The organism is Glycomyces sp. NPDC046736, assembly GCF_040645615.1.
GTDB lineage: Bacteria > Actinomycetota > Actinomycetes > Mycobacteriales > Micromonosporaceae > Glycomyces.
Map to the genome: position 1 here is coordinate 20,364 of NZ_JBEYYO010000029.1, position 17,270 is coordinate 37,633.

The window sequence follows — 17,270 nt, forward strand, 5'->3', positions numbered from 1 at the left end:
CGATTCATCCGCCCGGGGGAATACCCCGACCGCGCGCTCGGTTGAGGCGGGTGCAAGGAGGGAAACCATGAAGCAAGGCATTCACCCGAAGTACGACTACGTGGTCTTCCGCGACCGGGGGGCGGATTTCTCGTTCCTGACCCGGTCCACGGCCACGTCGGCTGAGACCGTGGAGTGGGAGGACGGGCGCGCCTATCCGGTGATCGACGTGCAGATCTCTTCGGCCTCGCACCCGTTCTGGACCGGGAAGAGCCGCGTCCTGGACGACGAAGGCCGCGTCGCCAAGTTCTACAAGAAGTACGGCAAGGACCCCAAGCAGGAGTCCTAGTCGTCGCGTCTTCACGACGCTGAGGGGCCTCCCGGCACCGGAGGCCCCTTTTTCGTGCCCCTGATCAGCCGCCCGAGGAGTCGATCTCGGCGCCCACCGGCACCGCCAGGTCGTCCCGGTCGTCCAGCCACCCGTCGGGCAGCGTGACCTTCCCCGGGCTGTTCGTGCGCCCGCGCGGCTTCCCGATCGTCGACTCCGGGAACGGCGCGTCCGCTTCGAGCTTGCCCAGCAGGTCCTCCAGCTCGTTGAGCGAGGACACCATCGCCAGAGCGCGTCGCAGCTCGCCGCCCACCGGGAACCCCTTGAGATACCACGACACGTGCTTGCGGAACTCCCGGCAGCCGTGCTCCTCGGCGTCGATGTTGCGCCGCGCCTCATAGGACTGCGCGCCCGCGATCCACTCCACCAGCAGCGTGGCGTGCCGGTGCATGACCCGCGCGACCTCCCCGAGCGCGGGCATCGAACGCTCCGCGCGCCCCGTGAACGCCGCCTCCAGGTCCCCGAACAGCCACGGCCGACCCAGGCACCCCCGGCCGACCACGACGCCGTCGCAGCCGGTCTCGGCGGCCATCCGCAGCGCGTCGTCGGCCTCCCACACGTCCCCGTTGCCGAGCACCGGGACCTCCAGGTGCTCCTTGAGGTTCGCGATCGCCTCCCAGTCGGCGGTCCCCGAATACCGCTCGGCCGCGGTGCGGCCGTGCAGGGCCACCCACGCGACCCCCGCGTCCTCGGCGATCCGGCCCGCCTCCAGGTAGGTGAGGTGGTCGTCGTCGATGCCCTTGCGCATCTTCACCGTCACCGGGATCCCGCCGACCTTCGCCGTCTCCACGGCCGCCGTCACGATCTCCCGGAACAGCCGCCGCTTCCACGGCAGCGCCGACCCGCCGCCCCGCCGCGTCACCTTCGGCACCGGGCACCCGAAATTCAAGTCGACGTGGTCGGCCAGGTCCTCGTCCACGACCATCTGGACGGCCTTGCGCATCCCGGCCGGGTCCACCCCGTACAACTGGAGGCTGCGCGTCTCCTCGTCGGCGTCGAACTCGATGAGCCGCATGGTCTTCGGATTGCGCGCCGTCAGCGCCACGGTGGTGATCATCTCGCACACGTAGATCCCGGCTCCCTGCTCGCGGCAGAGCTTGCGGAACGGCAGGTTCGTAATCCCGGCCATCGGGGCCAGGACGACGGGCGGGGACACGGGCTTCCCCGCGAGCGAGAGCGTTGCGGTCACCGCTCGATTATCCCCGCACCGCCGAGCTGCGCCAAAGCCCGCACCGGGTGACCCCGGCCGCGCCACACGACGAAGCGGCCCGGCAGTCGCCGGGCCGCTTCGTCTTCACGTCTTCGTCAGTCCAGGTCCACGGTCACCGAGGCGCCCCAGGGCTTCCCCGCGACCGTGTAAGCGCCGCTGTAGGTGAACCCGTCGCCGCCGACCGTGGCCCCGCCCGGAGTCGAGGCCTGACCGTCCAGGTACGCGTGCAGCTGCTGCCCCTCGAAGTCCGAGACCAGGACGACCGCCGCCTGCCCGGTGTAGCCCTTCACGTCGAGCGCGGGCGTCTCCGAGGCGCACAGCGGGTCGACCAGCCGCGAGTCCGCGAGCTCCTTGGTCACCGCGCCGCCCGAGACCCAGCTGATCGTGGCCTCGCCGCGGCTCGTGGCGATGAACGCGCCGCTCTGCGCGCCCACGACCAGGCACGTCGGGTTCGCGCCGACCGGGGTCGCCGAGGTCTCCTGCAAGGCCGCGTCCAGCTCGTGCACCACGCCGTCGCGCGTGGCGACCGCCGAAGCGCCCTCGGTCGCGGCCACGTCGGCCACGCCGCCCTCGACGTCGACCGCGTCGCCCGCGACCGCGTCGAGCTGGAACTGGGTCCCGTCGTAGTGCTGCGCGGCCAGGCCTTCGAGCGTCGAGGCCAGGTCCACGACCGCGACCTGGCTCGCGCTCAGGTCGCCCACGATCGCGTAACCGGCGGTCGCGACCGTGTCGCGGTGCGCGTCGCCGTCGATCTTGCCGCGGCCCAGCGAGAGCGAACCGCCCGAGTTCGACCACGCGTCGACCGAGGTCGGAGCGGTGAACGGCAGTTCGACCGAGCCGACCACGGCGGCACTGGCGAAGTGCCCGGGGTTCGGCAGGCCGGGGTAGGACTCCGACCAGCTCGACTGGTACGAGCCGCTCTTGTCGCCCAGCGCGATCAAGGTCAGCGCGCCGGTCTGGGTGTCGGCGTTCCACGTGGTCACGAGCGCGAGCTCGTTCCCGTCGGTGAGCGCCACGTCGGTGGGCACCTGGCCCGCGGGGAGCTGGACGCAGGTCCCGCCCTGGGCGCCGCTGATGCCCGCGGTGGCGATGATGCCCGAGGAGAACGCGATCACCGAGTGCGCGTTGATCTCCGCGCTCTGCTCGGGCCGCGCCAGCGCCACCGGCTTGCCGAGGTCCCCGCCGAGTCCGGCGAGGCATTCGGCGGTGGTGCCCTCTTGGAGTTCGAGTTCGGGAGCGCCATCCTCGGAGAACTTGCCGCCCGCGCGGGGGGCGAGGCCGATGAGCTCGTCGGTGGACTCGACGGCGGTCACGTGGTCGACGCCGGTCAGGCCCGACTCGTCGGTGAGGTAGCCCAGTTGGCCCTGCACACTGCGGTCGGCGTCGCCCAGCAGCGGCTCGGAGGCGAGCGCGTCGCCTTCGGCCGCGGGGAGCTCGTCGGTGCCGCTGCCGCCGCCGGCCTCGCCATAGCGCCACGAGAACCATTCGGCGGTGCCGACGGCGCCCGCGAGCTGGACGTACCGCTCGGAGGTCAGGCTCGAGTCCTCCGTCTTGGGAGCGTCTTCAGTGGCCTTGTCGTCGCCGCCCTTCTCGGACGGCTCGCTCGGCGGGGCGGCCCCCAGCATGAGCACGATGCCGATGATCAGGCCGAGCGTGATGAGCCCGCCGATGCCGTAGATCGCGTAGCGGACGCCGACGTGCGTGGGCGGGGCCACGCGGGTCTCGCGCGGGTCGGTCGAGGCCGGGGCCTCGGGCGCGGCGCTCTCCTCGGGGCGGCGCTGCGCGGGGACGGCCTCGACCGCCTCGGTGGCGACGGCCGACTCCTGGCGCTCGCCGAACGGGTGGTCCCCATAGGACTGTTGCGGTTCGGGCGGCGCGGGCTGGAACTGCGACTCCGGCGGGAACTGCGCGGCCGGCTGCTCGGCGAAAGCCGGCGCGGGCTGCTGCGGCTCGGGGGTCGCGAACGGCTGGAACGACTGCTCGGCCTGGTACTGCTCGCGGGCCTGCTGGGCCTCGGCCTGCAACCGGTCGGCCTGGTACGGGTCGGACTGGTAGAGGTCCTGGCCGCCCGAGTCGCCGCGGTACTGGCTGTGGCCGTAGACGTCGGCCTCGTAGGGGTCGGAGCGCAGCTCGGGGAACTCCAGGCCGCCTTCGGCGGGAGCGCCCTGCTCGGGCGCGGCGGGCGCGGCGTCGCCGGGGGTTCCGGGGCCCTGCGCGGGCCAGGTGCTGCCGCCGCCTGCCAGGCCCCAGCCGGTCTGCGACTGCTGGTGCATCCAGTCCTGGCTCGATTTCGGCGGCCAGTCGGGCACCTCGCCCCATTCGCCTTGCGCCCCTTGGTCCTGCGGAGGAGGCCCTTGGGGGGTGTGGCCCTGCGGCGCGGGCTCGGCGGTCGGGGGATCGGGGAAGGCCTGGGGTCCGGCCTGGCGCGGATCGCTCTGGCGGGGGACCTCCGGGACGCCGCCGAGGTCGGCGGCCCACTCGTCCCGACGCGCCTCGGCGTCGAGCTCCTCGTACGGGTCGCCGCCGCTCTGCGCCGGCTCGCCGTAGAGGGCGGGTCCGGGGCGCTGGTACTGGTCGGACGCCGAGTCGTCTTCCGGAGCGGCGGAAGGCATGTGACCCACTCCGCGCGCGGTGATGCGAGGCGGATTGGTGGGTGTGGCCGCGGGTTCGCTGGTGGGAGGCCAGGAGGGCGGCTGCTCGGGCGATGGGTCCGGCATGATAGGCGACTCTAGCGGATCGGGGCGCGGGGTCGTGAGGCGTGGTCGGGAAAGGTGCTGACGGCCATCATGGTACGGCGGCCCCGCCACCTGGGTTTCGGTCCATGCCGGACGATCCGCGAGTGCCCTCGCGCGACCCCGGACGGTCGCGGAGTGTCCACCGCCACGCCACCCGAACGGGTGACCTCGGCGCTCGCAGCCCCGATTCCTGTCACACCCGACCGGAATCATCGACCCTGCTCCTTCCTTTCCCCTTGGGTGGGTGGGGGCTAGGGATGGCACTCCCCACCCGCCCACCCATCGCTCTGCGTCGGCGCGCGAAACCGCCGTCCCTACCCGCCCGCTCACACCGGCGGCGTCCGCGAACGGAGTGTCACACCGACCGGGCAGAATGGGGGTCGCAGTGGGAAGAGGTGAACAGTGGCGGGGCGAATCCGAGATGCCGACATCCAGCTCGTGCGCGAGCGGGTGGACATCGCCGACGTCATCGGCGAGCGCGTCACCCTGCGCAACGCCGGAGGCGGGAACCTCAAGGGCCTCTGCCCCTTCCACGACGAGCGCTCGCCGAGCTTCAACGTCACCCCCGCCCGCGGCGTCTACCACTGCTTCGGCTGCGGAGTCGGCGGCGACGCCATCACCTTCCTCACCGAGCTCGACGGGCTCACGTTCGTCGAGGCGGTCGAGCGCCTCGCCGGTCGCGCGGGCCTCAAACTGACCTATGAGGACGTCGACGGCCGCCCCCAGCGGGGCCCGTCGGGCCAGCCGGGCCTCAAGCAGCGCCTCCTCGACGCCCACACCGCGGCCGCCGAGTTCTACACCGGCAAGCTCCTCTCGCCCGAGGCGATCACGGCCCGCCAGTTCCTCACCGCCCGCGGCTTCGACCGCGACGCGGCCGCCACCTTCGGCTGCGGCTACGCGCCCGACTCGTGGGACGCCCTCGCGAAGCACTTGCGGGCCAAGGGCTTCACCGCCGAGGAGCTCACCACCGCAGGGCTCGCCAAGCCCTCGCGCACCGGAAACCTCATCGACCGGTTCCGCCGCCGCCTGCTGTGGCCGATCCGCGACTCGTCCGGCTCGGTCATCGGCTTCGGGGCGCGCAAGCTCTTCGACGACGACCAGGGCCCCAAGTACCTGAACACCCCCGAGACCCCCCTGTACAAGAAGTCGCAGGTGCTCTACGGGATCGACCTGGCCCGCAAGGACATCGCCAAGACCGGCCGCGTCGTGATCGTGGAGGGCTACACCGACGTCATGGCCTGCCACCTCGCGGGCGTGCCGATGGCCGTCGCCACCTGCGGCACCGCGTTCGGGCCCGAGCACATCCGCATCCTGCGGCGGTTCCTGTTCGACTCCGAGACCGCCGACGGGCGGATCATCTTCACGTTCGACGGCGACGAGGCGGGCCAGCGGGCCGCGCTCAAGGCCTTCGACGAGGAGCAGCGGTTCGTCTCCCAGACCTACATCGCGGTCACGCCCGGCGGCCAGGACCCGTGCGAGCTGCGGCAGCACTCCGGCGACGCGGCCGTGCGCGAGCTCATCGAGCGGCACACCCCGCTCGTGCAGTTCGCGCTCGAACGCGCGATCGCCAAGCACGACTTGGACACCGCCGAGGGCCGCCTGCACGCCACCCGCGCGATCGCGCCGCTGCTGGCGCGCGTCAAGGACCGCGGCCTGGTCGAGGAGTACCTCGGCGTGTACGCCGGTCGCCTGGGCAAGGACAAGGCCGAGCTGCGCCGCGCCGTGCAGGGCGCGGCCTCCGGCCAGCAGCCCGAGGTCCCCGCCGGGCCCCGCCGCGAGCCGCGCGCCGACACCACCCAGCTGCGGGCCCAGCGCGAGGTCCTCAAGGTCGTGCTCCAGCAGCCGCAGGTCGCCGGGCCCTACTTCGACGCGGTCGACGCCACCCCGTACACCGACCCGAACTACCGCGCGGTGCGCGAAGCGGTGGCCGCCGCGGGCGGCGCGGCCCGAGCCGCGGCCGGCCCCAACTGGATCGCCGCCGTCCAGTCCGCCTGCACCGAGATCGCCGCGAGCGCCCTGGTCAGCGAACTCGCCGTAGAGGAACTGCGCCTCGCGGGCGAACCCGACGCCCTCTACGTCCGCACGATCCTCGCCCGAATCCAACGCCCCGCAGTCGAAACCGAGGTCGCCGACCTCAAACACCGCCTCCAACGCATCAACCCCAGCACCGACAAAGACGAATACATGCGCCTCTTCGGCCAACTCCTCAGCCTCGAACAACACATAAGATCCCTAAGAGACCAAGCCGCCAACGCCTTCGAGTGATCCGCTGGTTCAAGGGTGGCGACTTTCCGGTGCGATGAAACCGGCGAGTCTGCACTCGATCGCCAAGGATTTCGGTGCCTCATTGAGGCATGACTCGATTCTCGGTGGACGTAGACGATGAAACGCTGGCCGATGCACAGCGTGAGCTGGGAACCCGCTCGAAGGCGGCGACCGTGAACGAGGCGCTGCGCCTCGCCGCGGACCGGGCGAAGGTTCGCGAAGCGATCGCGGCCCTCGACTCGGTCCAGCTGGACCTTTCCGGAAGCGAACGCTCCTTCCTCCTCAACGGCGGCAGAGACCTCGGCGGCCTGGCCGAGCGCGCTCGCCAGGAGGCCGCGAACGACGGAGCGTCCTGATGGCGCATTGCCACGACCGCCGAACTCGGCGGTGCGACGGTCCTCCACTACGACTCCGACTACGACCGCATCGCCGAGGTCACCGGCCAACCAACCGAATGGGCCGCCCCGCGCGGCAGCCTTTGACCGAACTGAGGAGCCACGCATGACCTACCCGTTCGCCTCGAAACTTCGCGAAGAGCTCATGGCGCGCGGCCTGGAGCAGGGCCGGGCGGAAGGCCGGGCCAAAGGACTAGGCGAGGCCGTGGTGCGGTTCCTCTCGGTTCGCGGCGTGACGCTCTCTTCCGACGAGCGTGCCCGTATCGAGGACTGCGTCGATGTCGTGCAGCTTGAGACCTGGCTTCACCGGGCGGCTACCGCAAGGACCGCCTCTGACGTTTTCGAGGTGCCCGAGGACTAACTGCCGTCGACCAGCAACGAGAAACCGCCCGCAGCTCGTGCTGCGGGCGGTTTCTTGGTTTGGGTGTCAGACCTTGGCGGGGGTCGGGTTTCTGAGGGGTTCTCCGTGGGCGTGGAGTTCGGTGAGGGCTTCTCGCCAGGATTGGATGAGGCCTGTGGCGTGGTAGGGGATGTTCTTTTCGGCGCAGAACTGCTCGACGATGGGCTGGGCGCGGTTGAGGTTGACCGAGGGCATCGCCGGGAAGAGGTGGTGCTCGATCTGGTAGTTGAGGCCGCCGAGGGCGAAGTTGGTGAACCAGCCGCCCTTGACGTTCCGCGAGGTCAGGACCTGCTTGCGCAGGAAGTCCAGCTCGGTGTCGCCGACGAGGGTGGGCATGCCCTTGTGGTTGGGGGCGAAGACCGAGCCCATGTACAGGCCCCACACGGCCTTGTGGACCAGGAGGAACACGATCGCCTTGCCGGGGGAGAGCACGATGAACAGGGCGGCGAGGTAGGCGGCCCAGTGGACGGCCAGGAACAGGGCCTCCATGCCGCGGTTCTTCAGGCCCGGCTTGAGCACCGACTTGATGCCCGAGACGTTGAGGTTGAGGCCCTCGAGGGTGAGGATCGGGAAGAACAGCTGCGCCTGGTACTTGCCGAACCAGGTGGCGATGCCCTGCGCGAAGCCGGCCTGGCGCTTGGACCACACGAACAGGCCCGGCGCGACGTCGGGGTCGAGCTCCTCGTGGTTGGGGTTGGCGTGGTGGCGGTTGTGCTTGTCGTTCCACCAGCCGTAGCCCATGCCGTTGGAGAGGTTCCCGGTGAACCAACCGAGGCGCTCGGACGTGGCGCGGCTGCGGATCACCTGGCGGTGCGCCAGGTCGTGGCCGAGGAACGCGATCTGGGCGCTCATCAGGGCCATGAACACGGCCGTGAGCATCTGGAGCCACGAGTCGCCGATGAAGGCGAACGCGACCCAGCCGCCGACGAACGCGGCCGTGGTGAGCGCGAACCGGATCACGTAGTAGACCGGGCGCCGGTTCATCAGGCCCGCCTGGTTGATGCGGCGACTGAGCTGGGCGAAGTCGCTGCCCGTCTTCTTCTCTTCTGCTTCGGGCAGGGATTCCGCGAGGAGCGTCATGCGTCAATCCGATCGTTCGGCGTCCTGTGTCTGGAGACAAGACTCGTCGCTCGGGCCGCGTTTGTCGCTACTGCTGACCCGCCTTCAGGGGTAGTGCTTGCCCTACCTTTTTTATGAAGGATTCGCTTCAATATCGTTGGACTGTTGTCGGTGGCGGTGTCTAGTGTTGCCCCATGCCTAACGACAACGAGATCCTGGTTCGCGCGAGCGACCTGCGGAAAAGCTACGGTGAGCACCAAGCCGTCCGCGGCGTCGAGTTCGAGATCCGACGCGGCGAGGCCTTCGGCTTCCTCGGCGCGAACGGCGCCGGGAAGTCCACCACCATGCGGATGATCGGCTGTGTGTCCGAGCCCACAGAAGGCTCGCTGGAGGTCTTCGGCCGCGACCCCCGCACCGAGGGCGCCGAGATCCGCGCGCGCCTGGGCGTGGTCCCCCAGGACAACACCCTGGACGGGATGCTCACGGTGTTCGAGAACCTCGTCGTCTACGCCGGCTACTTCGGCATCAAGAAGAAGGCCGCCCGCGCCAAGGCCGCCGAGCTCCTCGACTTCGTGCAGCTCACCGCCCGCTCCAAAGACCAGGTCAACGAGCTCTCCGGTGGCATGCAGCGGCGCCTCGCGATCGCCCGCTCCCTCATCAACGACCCCGAGCTGGTCATCCTCGACGAGCCCACCACCGGCCTCGACCCCCAGGCGAGGCACCTGGTGTGGGAGCGGCTCTTCCAGCTCAAGCACCGCGGCGTCTCGATCCTGCTCACCACCCACTACATGGACGAGGCCGAGCAGCTGTGCGACCGGCTCGTGGTCATGGACGAGGGCCGCATCATCGCCTCCGGCTCCCCCCGCGAGCTCATCGACACCCACGTCACCAAGGAGGTCGTGGAGCTCCGCTTCGGCGCGGCCCACACCGCCGAGCTGGCCGAGAAGGCCCTGACCCTCGACGGGGTCGGCGCCCAGATCGAGCCGCTGCCCGACAAGATCCTGGTCTACACCGACGACGCCGACGACACCGCCGCCGCGCTCGAAGCGCGCGACATCGTCCCCACCTCCACCCTGGCCCGCCGCGCCACCCTCGAAGACGTGTTCCTGCGCCTGACCGGCCGCGCCCTCGTGGAGGACGAAGCGTGACCGCCCTGACCGAAGCGCCCCCGGCCGCCGAGGTGGTCGACCGCACCGCCCCGGGCATCCTCGTCGGGGCCTGGCGCGCCTTCACCCTCCAGCTCGCCCTCTACCGCCACGTCTGGCACGGCACCGTGTTCACCTCGGTGCTGCTGCCGATCCTCTACATGGTCTCGGTCGGCATCGGGGTCGGCTCCTACATCGACCCCGCCGCGGTCGGCGGCCTCACCTACGCCGAGTTCATCGCCCCCGGCCTGATCTGCTCGGTCGCGGTCATGATGCTCGGCAACGACATGGTCTTCCCGGTGTTCGGCGGCTACGCCGAATGGGGCGGCCACTACCTCGCCCAGCGAGCGACCCCGCTCAGACCGGTCGACATCCTCAACGGACACCTCGCCTACGCGGTGATCTTCCGGCCCTTCACCAACTGCACCATCGTGGCGATCGTCCTGGGCCTGTTCGGGGTCTACGCGTCCTGGTGGGCCGCGTTCGCGGTGATCGCGGCCGCCCTCGTGGCCGCCTCGCTCGCGCCCTGGCTCCACTTCTGGGCCTCCAGCATCAAGAACGACGCGAACCTCAACATGATCTTCCGCTTCGCGGTCATGCCGATCTCGCTGTTCTCAGGGGTCTTCTTCCCGGCCGACCAGATGCCGGTGTTCCTCCAGCCGCTGGTGTGGCTCTCGCCCCTGTGGCACGGCACCGAACTCGCCCGATCAGCCACCGCCGACGTCGCCCCCGCGCTCTGGCCGGTCGCGCACATCGCCTACCTGGCGCTGCTCGCCGTCGTCGGCTGGTTCGTGGCCCGCCGCGTGGCCGAGCGCCGCCTGAACTTCTAGGAGACCCGCGTGTCTGTCATCGCCTACGGCGCCGCCCGCGCCTCCCTGCGGTCCTCCGGGGCCCTGCTCAACCGCAACTGGACGGCCATGCGCCGCGCCTGGATCCTGGTCGCCTCCGGGGCGCTCGAATCCGTGCTCTTCCTGTTCGCCTTCGGATTCGGGGTCGGCGCGCTCGTCGGCGACCTCACCCTCCCCGACGGGTCGGTCGTGTCCTACACCGCCTACGTCGCCCCCGCGATCCTCGCCAACGCCGCCATGATGGGCGTGCTCACCGAGACCTCCATCAACGTCTTCGCCAAGTTCAAGTGGATGAAGGTCTACGACGGCATCCTCAACACCCCGCTGCGGCCCTGGGACGTGGCCCTCGGCGAGGTCTGGTGGGCGCTCATCCGCGGCGGCACCTACATCGGCGCGTTCGTGATCGTCATGGCCTGCTTCGGCCTGTTCGACTCCTGGTGGGCCGTGCTCGCCGTGCCCGCGTGCGTGTTCATCTCGCTCGCGTTCGCCGGCATCGGGCTCACCCTCGCCACGTTCTTCCGCGACTGGCCCGACTTCGACTGGATGATGGCCGTCGTGTTCGTCATGTTCCTCTTCGGCGGCACCTTCACCCCCGTCGAGGCCTACCCCGCGTTCGCGCAGCCGATCGTGTACGTCATGCCGCTCTACCACGGCATCGAACTCATCCGCGGCATCAGCCTGGGCAACCTGGGCCCCATCATGCTCGTCCACATCGCCTACCTCCTCGCACTCTGCGTGGCGGGCATGTGGATCGCGCAGCGCCGGTTGGCGAAGGCCTTGTACAAATAGGCGAAGGTCAAGCAGCAGGGCCGCGCTCGGGATGCCGAGCGCGGCCCCACTTGTGTGAAGAAATTCTTCAAATCGGACCTTCCGTGTGAAAGAAATCTCCGATATCGTCCCTTCTACGCATGAAGGCCAGCGCTCCTCACCCCAGCGCGACCACGATTCGCTTTAGGAGGTTCCTCATGCGCCCATCGCAACCCAGGTTCCACATCCCCGGCACCCGGCGCGCACGCCGCCTCATCGTCCTCGTATCCGTCTTCGTCCTGGCCGTCGCGGGGGCCTCGGTCCCCGCGCTCATCTCCAACGCCGACGACTTCTCGGCCCAGGCCATCAGCCACAAGAGCCCGTTCAACTGCAACAAGACCTTCTACGCCAACAACTGGATCGGCACCCCGGCCCACAACCCGGCCAACTCGGTCGACTGGCAGACCTACGGGTCCGACGCCATCAACGGCGAGAACGTCCGCGCCACCGCCGGCGGCACCGCCACCTTCTACAACGAAGGCAGCACCAGCTACGGCAAGTGGGTCCAGATCGTCCACTCCGACGGCACCCGCACCCGCTACGCCCACCTCGCGACCATGGTCGGCGCGGTTGGCACCTCGCGATCGGTCTCCCAGGGCACCATCATCGGCACCGTCGGCTCCACCGGCGGCTCCAGCGCCCCCCACCTCCACTACGAGCAGCGCAACTCCTCCGGCACCGTGGTCAGCCCGGTGATCGAGGGCATCTCCGTCCCGCGGGGCACCAAGAAGGCCATCACCTCCTCCAACGCGTGCAGCGGCGGCGGCAACCCGTACACCGCGGCCGAGGTCTGCGGCTCGGGCTACAGCCAGATCAACCACCACGCGCTCGGATCGGTGGGCGCGGTGTTCCTGTTCTACAACAGCTCCAACGGATACAACTGCGTCGTCACGCTCAAGTACACGAGCGTGGGGTCCCCGAGCGCCGTCTCCACCACCTTGCAAGTGGAGGGCGGCACCGTCACCAAGGACTCGGGGAACTTCTCCTACTACGCGGGGCCGGTGCGCAAATCCGCCGCGGGCCAATGCGTGAAATGGGGTGGTTCCGTCGGGTCGACGACCTGGACCAGCGGGTGGAGCCACTGCGGCTGACGCCCAGGCTCGCGGATGAACCCGTCCGCGACTGTCGATAGGCTGGGCGCGTGAGAACCCTGCTGCGACTGTGCATGATCGTGGCGCTGGCCTGCGCGCCCGCCCTCGCCCCCTCGGCGGCCCACGCCGCCGAGGGGCCGCGCGTCCTGGTCCTCACGACCGGGAACGGAGCGCAGGACGTGGCCGACTTCGCGGTCGAGCGCCTCCAGATGGAAGGGCGGCGCTGGAACTTCAGCCTCGTCCAAGGCACTCCAGAGGACCTGCTCGACCTGGACGGCTACCAGGTGGTCGCGTTCGTCAACACCGGCCCGGACCTGATGGACGACGCCCAGCGCTCCTCCCTCCAGACCTTCGTCGAAGGCGGCGGCGGGTTCGTGGGCGTGGGCTCGGCGGCCTCCAGCGTCCTGGGCTGGGAGTTCTACGAGAAACTCATCGGCGCCGTCCCGGTGCAGCCGCCCGGGCCCGAGGCCAAGGAGTCGGTGAGCTTCAACGCGGGCTCGCCGATCACCGACGGCCTGGACGAGGACATCGAGCTCACCGAGCCCTGGTACTCCTTCGACCCCGCCCCGGCCGACCCGCGCCAGACCGTGCTCGCCCAGCTCGGCTCGGGCGACCCGGTGGCCTGGCACAGCAACGCGTACAACTCCTTCTACGCCTCCCCTGGGGCCGACGGCGACACGTGGGGCGACCGCGATTTCCTCCAGCTGATCCGCCAGGGGATCTGGTGGGCCGCGGGCGAAGAGGGAGCCCTGGTCCAGAACTCCGCCGACGCGGCCCCGTCGTGGCCCTACACCCTCACCTTCGTGCTGTTCGTGATCGCGGTGGCCGGAGGCGGCTCACTCGCGGTGTGGCGCTTGGACAAGGCCGAGACCGGCCCGGCCGGATCGCACGCATAGCAACGGGCGGGAGGCCGATCGGCCTCCCGCCCTTCGCGTCCTGCGCGGCGCGGTCGTTCCGCGAGGGGAAGTTCCCACGACCCACTCACTCCCCGCCGTCATGTGGCGCGGAGGCCGGTCCGCTCCGTCGCCGAGCCGGACGCGCCTTGCGACAGTAGCGCGAAACCGGTGGCTCAGAGCCGCCCTGTGACGGTGGTGACCACTTCGGCGACCCCGTTCTCGTACGGCAGGTCCTCGTCGGCCGGGTCCTCGTTCGGCCCGCCCGCGCGCTGCTTGAGCGACACCTCGGCGAGCGGGATCGCCAGCAGCGCCGAAGCCGCGTTCTCCTTGGAGCTGGCCGCACGCGAGCGGTCGGACCGGCCTTCGGAGAAGCGGTCGATGAGGGCCCGGAACGCCGACCAGCGCTCGTCGGGGTCGGTGACCAGCCGCGCCTGGGCGTGCACGACCACGCTGCGGTAGTTCATCGAGTGGTGGAACCAGGATTTGGAGAACACGAGGCCGTCCACGATGGTCGCGGTGACGCTCACCGCGAAGCCCTCGCGAGCGCCCATGCCCATGCTCGACCCGGTCGAGCCGTGCAGGTACAGCGTGTCGTCCACGCGCACATGGAAGGTGGGGAGCACGCGCGGCGCGCCGTCGCGGCCGACGAACGCGAAGTCGCAGTGGAGCGCCTCGTCGAGGACCCGGTAGGCCTCGGCCTTCTCGTAGGAGACGCGTTCCTTCGCGCGGTTCGGGGTGGTCCGCTCGGTGGGCGCGAAGTGGTCGGCGGGGCTTTCGATCGTGCTCATCGGAGGGGGCTCCAACTCCATATTTTGTACTGATACAATAATCTGGTTATGTCGGTACAGTATCAGATCACCGGTTCGGCGGCAAACGAGATCGCCGCCAGCGTCGAGTCCGGCGTGCGCTCCGGGCACCTCGCCCCCGGCCGCACCCTGCCCCCCGTCCGCAAACTCGCCGCCGATCTCGGCGTCGCCGCGGGCACCGTCGCCTCCGCCTACCGCCGCCTGCGCGAACGGGGCGTGGTCGAGACCGGCGGCCGCGCCGGCACCTTCATCCGCCAGCGCTCCGCGTTCACCCCCGTCGGCACCCTCACCGTCCCCGACGGCGTCCAGGACCTCGTCTCGGGCGAGCCCGACCCCGAGCTCCTGCCCGACCTCGCCGATCTCAAACCGCGCGTGGAGATCAGCCACGGCAACTACCGCGACGGCGGCCCCTGCCCCGAGCTGCTCGACCTCGCCCGCGACCGCTTCGCCGCCGACGGGGTCCACGGCGAGCTCACCGTCACCTCCGGCGCGCTCGACGCGTTCGAACGCGGCCTGGCAGCCCGGCTCGAACCCGGCGACACCGTCGCGGTCGAGGAGCCCACCTGGTCCAACGGCCGCGACCTGCTGCTCTCGGCCGGATACCAGGTCGTCCCGGTCGCCATCGACGGCGAAGGCCCCGTCCCCGACGACCTCGACGCCGCGCTCGCCGCCGGAGCCCGCGCCTGCATCATCACCGCCAGAGGCCAGAACCCCACGGGCGCAGCGGTGTCGGCCGAACGCGCCGCCGCCCTGCGCGAGGTGATCGCCGTCCACCCGGGCGTGTTCGTGGTCGAAGACGACCACTGGGGCGAGCTCTCGCGGCTCCCGCTCCACTCGGTGGCCGACGCGGCCGAGCACTGGCTCTTCGTGCGCTCCACCTCCAAGCCCTACGGCCCCGACCTGCGCTGCGCCGTGATCGCCGCCGACCCCGACACCAAGGCCCGCCTCCAAGGCCGCATGGCCCTCGGCCACGGCTGGGTCTCCGGCATCCTCCAGCACTTCGTGATCGCGGCCTGGAACGACGACGCCGTCACCGCCCAGGTCGCCCGCGCCGGGCAGATCTACGACGAACGCCAAGGGGCCCTTCGGGACGCGCTCGCCGCCCACGGCATCGAAGTGTGGGGCCGCTCGGGCCTGAACGTGTGGATCCCCGTGGCCGACGAGACCGCCGCCGTGGTTTCCCTCCGCGACGCCGGATACGCCGTGGCCCCCGGCCGCGCGTTCTCCCTCCATGGCGCCCAAGGCATCCGCATCTGCACCTCCCGCCTCGACCCCGCCGCGGCCCCCGCCGTCGCCGAGGCCGTGGCCCGAGCCTCAGGACCGGCCTCGCCACCGGTCTGACCGCCTATGTGAGTCGGTGCCGCCGGTCCGAATCGAGCCGCCATGCGGCGCAACGCGACCAGATCGGAAGCACTCGCTAGGGCATTCGGACCGGCAGCGCCGCCGGTCTGACCGCCCGAACGCCGTGCGCGAGTCAGCACTGACTCGAGTCGAGTCGCCATGCGGCGCAACGCGACCGGATCGGAGGGACTCGCCAAGGATTTCGGACCGGCGCCGCCGGTTCTCGGCCCGTCGCATCCCCATGCGGCGCGACCGGATCGGGCTCCGGCGTTCACACCCGACCTCGGATCGGCAGCGCCGCCGACCCGACCGCAACCGCTACCGCCACAACTCCATACCGGTCCGCCGCCCCGGCGGGCCGGAGCGGACCGCGCCGCACCACCCCGCCCGCGGCCTGCGAGGCCGGACCCACCGATCCGGCCGACAACTCCAGAAAGGACCCTCCAGTGACCGCGACCGCGCTCCCGGACACCGCACTCCTGCAACGCAGGATCCTGCGCACCCTCTTCTGCACCCAGGTCCTCGGCGGACTCGCCGTCGGCATCGGCATCGCCGTGGGCGCGCTCCTCATCGACGACATGACCGGCTCCTCGACCTACGCCGGGCTCGCCCAGAGCCTCTTCGTCGGCGGCTCGGCCCTCGTGGTGATCCCGGCCGTGCGCATCACCGAGAAGTACGGCCGCCGCGGCGGCCTCGCCTTCGGATACGCGTGCGCCGTCCTCGGCACGCTCATCGTGATCGCCGCGATCCACCTCGCCAACCCCGTCGTCGCCGTCATCGGCTACTTCCTGCTCGGCTCGGCCTCCTTCGCCGGGCTCCAGTCCCGCTACGCCGCCGCCGACCTCGCGCCCGCCGCCAAACGCGGCTCCCACCTCGCGATCGTGGTGTGGGCCACCACGATCGGCTCGGTCGCGGGGCCCTCGCTGGCCGCGCTCGCCGAACGCGTGTGGGCCTCCTGGTTCGGCGGCCCCGAATACGTCGGCTCGATGGCCGCGATCGGGCTGCTGTGCCTCGTCACCGCCGCCGTCGTGGGTGCCGGGCTGCGCCCCGACCCGCTCCTGACCGCCCGCGAGATCAGCGGCGAGACCGACGCGCCCCGCCGCTCGATCGCCGACGGCTTCCGCACCGCCAAGACCAACCCGGCCGTGCGCACCGGCGTGATCGCCGCGGCCCTGGGGCACTTCGTGATGGTCGGCGTCATGGCCATGACCGCCCTGCACATCAAGCACGGCATGGCCGACCCCGACCAGGCCCTGAGCGTCGTCGGGATCATCCTCGGCCTGCACATCGGCGCGATGTACGCGTTCGCGCCGGTCATCGGCCGCCTCGTGGACCGCCACGGCGCCCGCCCGGTCCTCATGGGCGGCACCGCGCTCCTGGTCGCCGCGTGCGTGGTCTCCGGCTCCTCGCCCGCCACCGACCAGCTGCGCCTCTCGCTGGGCCTGGTCCTGCTCGGGCTCGGCTGGTCGGCCATGACCGTCGGCTCGGCCGCACTGGTCACCGGCGCGGTCTCCCCGGCCCGCCGCCCGTCCACGCAGGGCTTCTCGGACCTGGTGATGGGCCTGTCCGCGATGGGCGCCGGGATCGCGTCGGGCCCCATCGTCGAATACCTCAGCTACGGCATCCTCTGCGTGTGCTGCGCGGTGGTCGCCCTCGCGGTGTTCCCGTTCCTCATGGGCCGCCTCACCACACCCGCGGAGGAGAACGCCTGACGCGCCGCCTGACCGGCTCGCAGCCCCGCGCCCACGCCGCTCGACCGCGTTGCGCGGCAACGCCTGACCGGTTCGCCGCACGCGCTTGGCGCGTCGTCCGCGTCGTCCGCGTCGTCCGCGTCGTCCGCGTCGTCCGCGTCGTCCGCGTCGTCCGCGTCGTCCGCGTCGTCCGCGTCGTCCGCGTCGTCCGCGT

The 17,270-nt window shown here is 70.9% G+C and carries 15 protein-coding genes and 1 pseudogene; 12 read left to right on the forward strand and 4 right to left on the reverse strand.

From position 1 onward, the window contains the following. Positions 1-67: 67 nt before the first annotated feature. A complete protein-coding gene (locus tag AB0B28_RS21705) occupies positions 68-328 on the forward strand; it encodes a type B 50S ribosomal protein L31 (RefSeq protein WP_360124495.1) in 261 nt (86 codons plus the stop codon). A gap of 64 nt (positions 329-392) precedes the next feature. Here the strand turns inward: AB0B28_RS21705 and dusB are convergent, their stop codons facing one another. Both dusB and AB0B28_RS21715 read right to left on the reverse strand, forming a co-directional pair. Then, positions 393-1,556, reverse strand: a complete 1,164-nt coding sequence (gene dusB / locus AB0B28_RS21710) for a tRNA dihydrouridine synthase DusB (RefSeq protein WP_360124498.1) — start codon at positions 1,554-1,556, stop codon at positions 393-395. 116 nt (positions 1,557-1,672) lie between these two features. After that, positions 1,673-4,189 carry a hypothetical protein gene (locus AB0B28_RS21715; protein ID WP_360124501.1) on the reverse strand — a complete coding sequence of 839 codons (2,517 nt, stop codon included), beginning with the start codon at positions 4,187-4,189 and terminating at the stop codon, positions 1,673-1,675. A 525-nt stretch (positions 4,190-4,714) separates the two neighbouring features. On the opposite strand from AB0B28_RS21715, the gene dnaG reads away from it, so the two are divergent. From dnaG to AB0B28_RS21735, 4 genes and pseudogenes are all read left to right on the forward strand, one after another. Further along, positions 4,715-6,577 carry a DNA primase gene (gene dnaG, locus AB0B28_RS21720; RefSeq protein WP_360124503.1) on the forward strand — a complete coding sequence of 621 codons (1,863 nt, stop codon included), beginning with the start codon at positions 4,715-4,717 and terminating at the stop codon, positions 6,575-6,577. Between the two features lie 89 nt (positions 6,578-6,666). Further along, positions 6,667-6,933, forward strand: a complete 267-nt coding sequence (locus tag AB0B28_RS21725) for a type II toxin-antitoxin system VapB family antitoxin (protein ID WP_360124506.1) — start codon at positions 6,667-6,669, stop codon at positions 6,931-6,933. Between the two features lie 6 nt (positions 6,934-6,939). Next, a pseudogene (locus tag AB0B28_RS21730) lies at positions 6,940-7,059 on the forward strand (VapC toxin family PIN domain ribonuclease); the annotation flags it as partial. A 19-nt stretch (positions 7,060-7,078) separates the two neighbouring features. Further along, entirely contained in the window at positions 7,079-7,333 is a 255-nt protein-coding gene (locus AB0B28_RS21735; protein ID WP_360124508.1) for a hypothetical protein, read from the forward strand. Positions 7,334-7,399: 66 nt separating this feature from the next. Here AB0B28_RS21735 and AB0B28_RS21740 read toward each other — a convergent pair whose 3' ends face one another. Then, positions 7,400-8,452 (reverse strand): acyl-CoA desaturase, encoded by a 1,053-nt coding sequence (locus tag AB0B28_RS21740; RefSeq protein ID WP_360124511.1) that lies wholly within the window; start codon positions 8,450-8,452, stop codon positions 7,400-7,402. Between the two features lie 173 nt (positions 8,453-8,625). On the opposite strand from AB0B28_RS21740, the gene AB0B28_RS21745 reads away from it, so the two are divergent. From AB0B28_RS21745 to AB0B28_RS21765, 5 genes are all read left to right on the forward strand, one after another. Next, on the forward strand, positions 8,626-9,579 hold the full coding sequence (locus AB0B28_RS21745; RefSeq protein ID WP_360124513.1) for an ABC transporter ATP-binding protein: 954 nt from the start codon (positions 8,626-8,628) through the stop codon (positions 9,577-9,579). Beyond that, complete coding sequence (locus AB0B28_RS21750; protein ID WP_360124515.1) at positions 9,576-10,406, forward strand: ABC transporter permease; 831 nt, start codon at positions 9,576-9,578, stop codon at positions 10,404-10,406. Before AB0B28_RS21745 ends, AB0B28_RS21750 begins: the two co-directional genes overlap by 4 nt. Before the next feature lie 9 nt (positions 10,407-10,415). Beyond that, positions 10,416-11,213 (forward strand): ABC transporter permease, encoded by a 798-nt coding sequence (locus AB0B28_RS21755; RefSeq protein ID WP_360124518.1) that lies wholly within the window; start codon positions 10,416-10,418, stop codon positions 11,211-11,213. Positions 11,214-11,389: 176 nt separating this feature from the next. Continuing rightward, entirely contained in the window at positions 11,390-12,322 is a 933-nt protein-coding gene (locus AB0B28_RS21760) for a M23 family metallopeptidase (protein ID WP_360124519.1), read from the forward strand. 50 nt (positions 12,323-12,372) lie between these two features. Continuing rightward, the gene (locus AB0B28_RS21765; RefSeq protein ID WP_360124522.1) at positions 12,373-13,218 is read left to right on the forward strand and encodes a ThuA domain-containing protein; all 846 of its coding nucleotides are present in this window, start codon (positions 12,373-12,375) and stop codon (positions 13,216-13,218) included. A gap of 173 nt (positions 13,219-13,391) precedes the next feature. Here the strand turns inward: AB0B28_RS21765 and AB0B28_RS21770 are convergent, their stop codons facing one another. After that, entirely contained in the window at positions 13,392-14,006 is a 615-nt protein-coding gene (locus AB0B28_RS21770; RefSeq protein ID WP_360124524.1) for a pyridoxamine 5'-phosphate oxidase family protein, read from the reverse strand. A gap of 48 nt (positions 14,007-14,054) precedes the next feature. Here AB0B28_RS21770 and AB0B28_RS21775 point away from each other — a divergent pair, with 48 nt between their 5' ends. Continuing rightward, entirely contained in the window at positions 14,055-15,365 is a 1,311-nt protein-coding gene (locus AB0B28_RS21775) for an aminotransferase class I/II-fold pyridoxal phosphate-dependent enzyme (protein WP_360124527.1), read from the forward strand. A 446-nt stretch (positions 15,366-15,811) separates the two neighbouring features. Next, positions 15,812-17,077, forward strand: coding sequence for an MFS transporter (locus AB0B28_RS21780; RefSeq protein WP_360124530.1), 1,266 nt, complete (start codon positions 15,812-15,814; stop codon positions 17,075-17,077). The last annotated feature ends 193 nt before the right edge of the window (positions 17,078-17,270 follow it).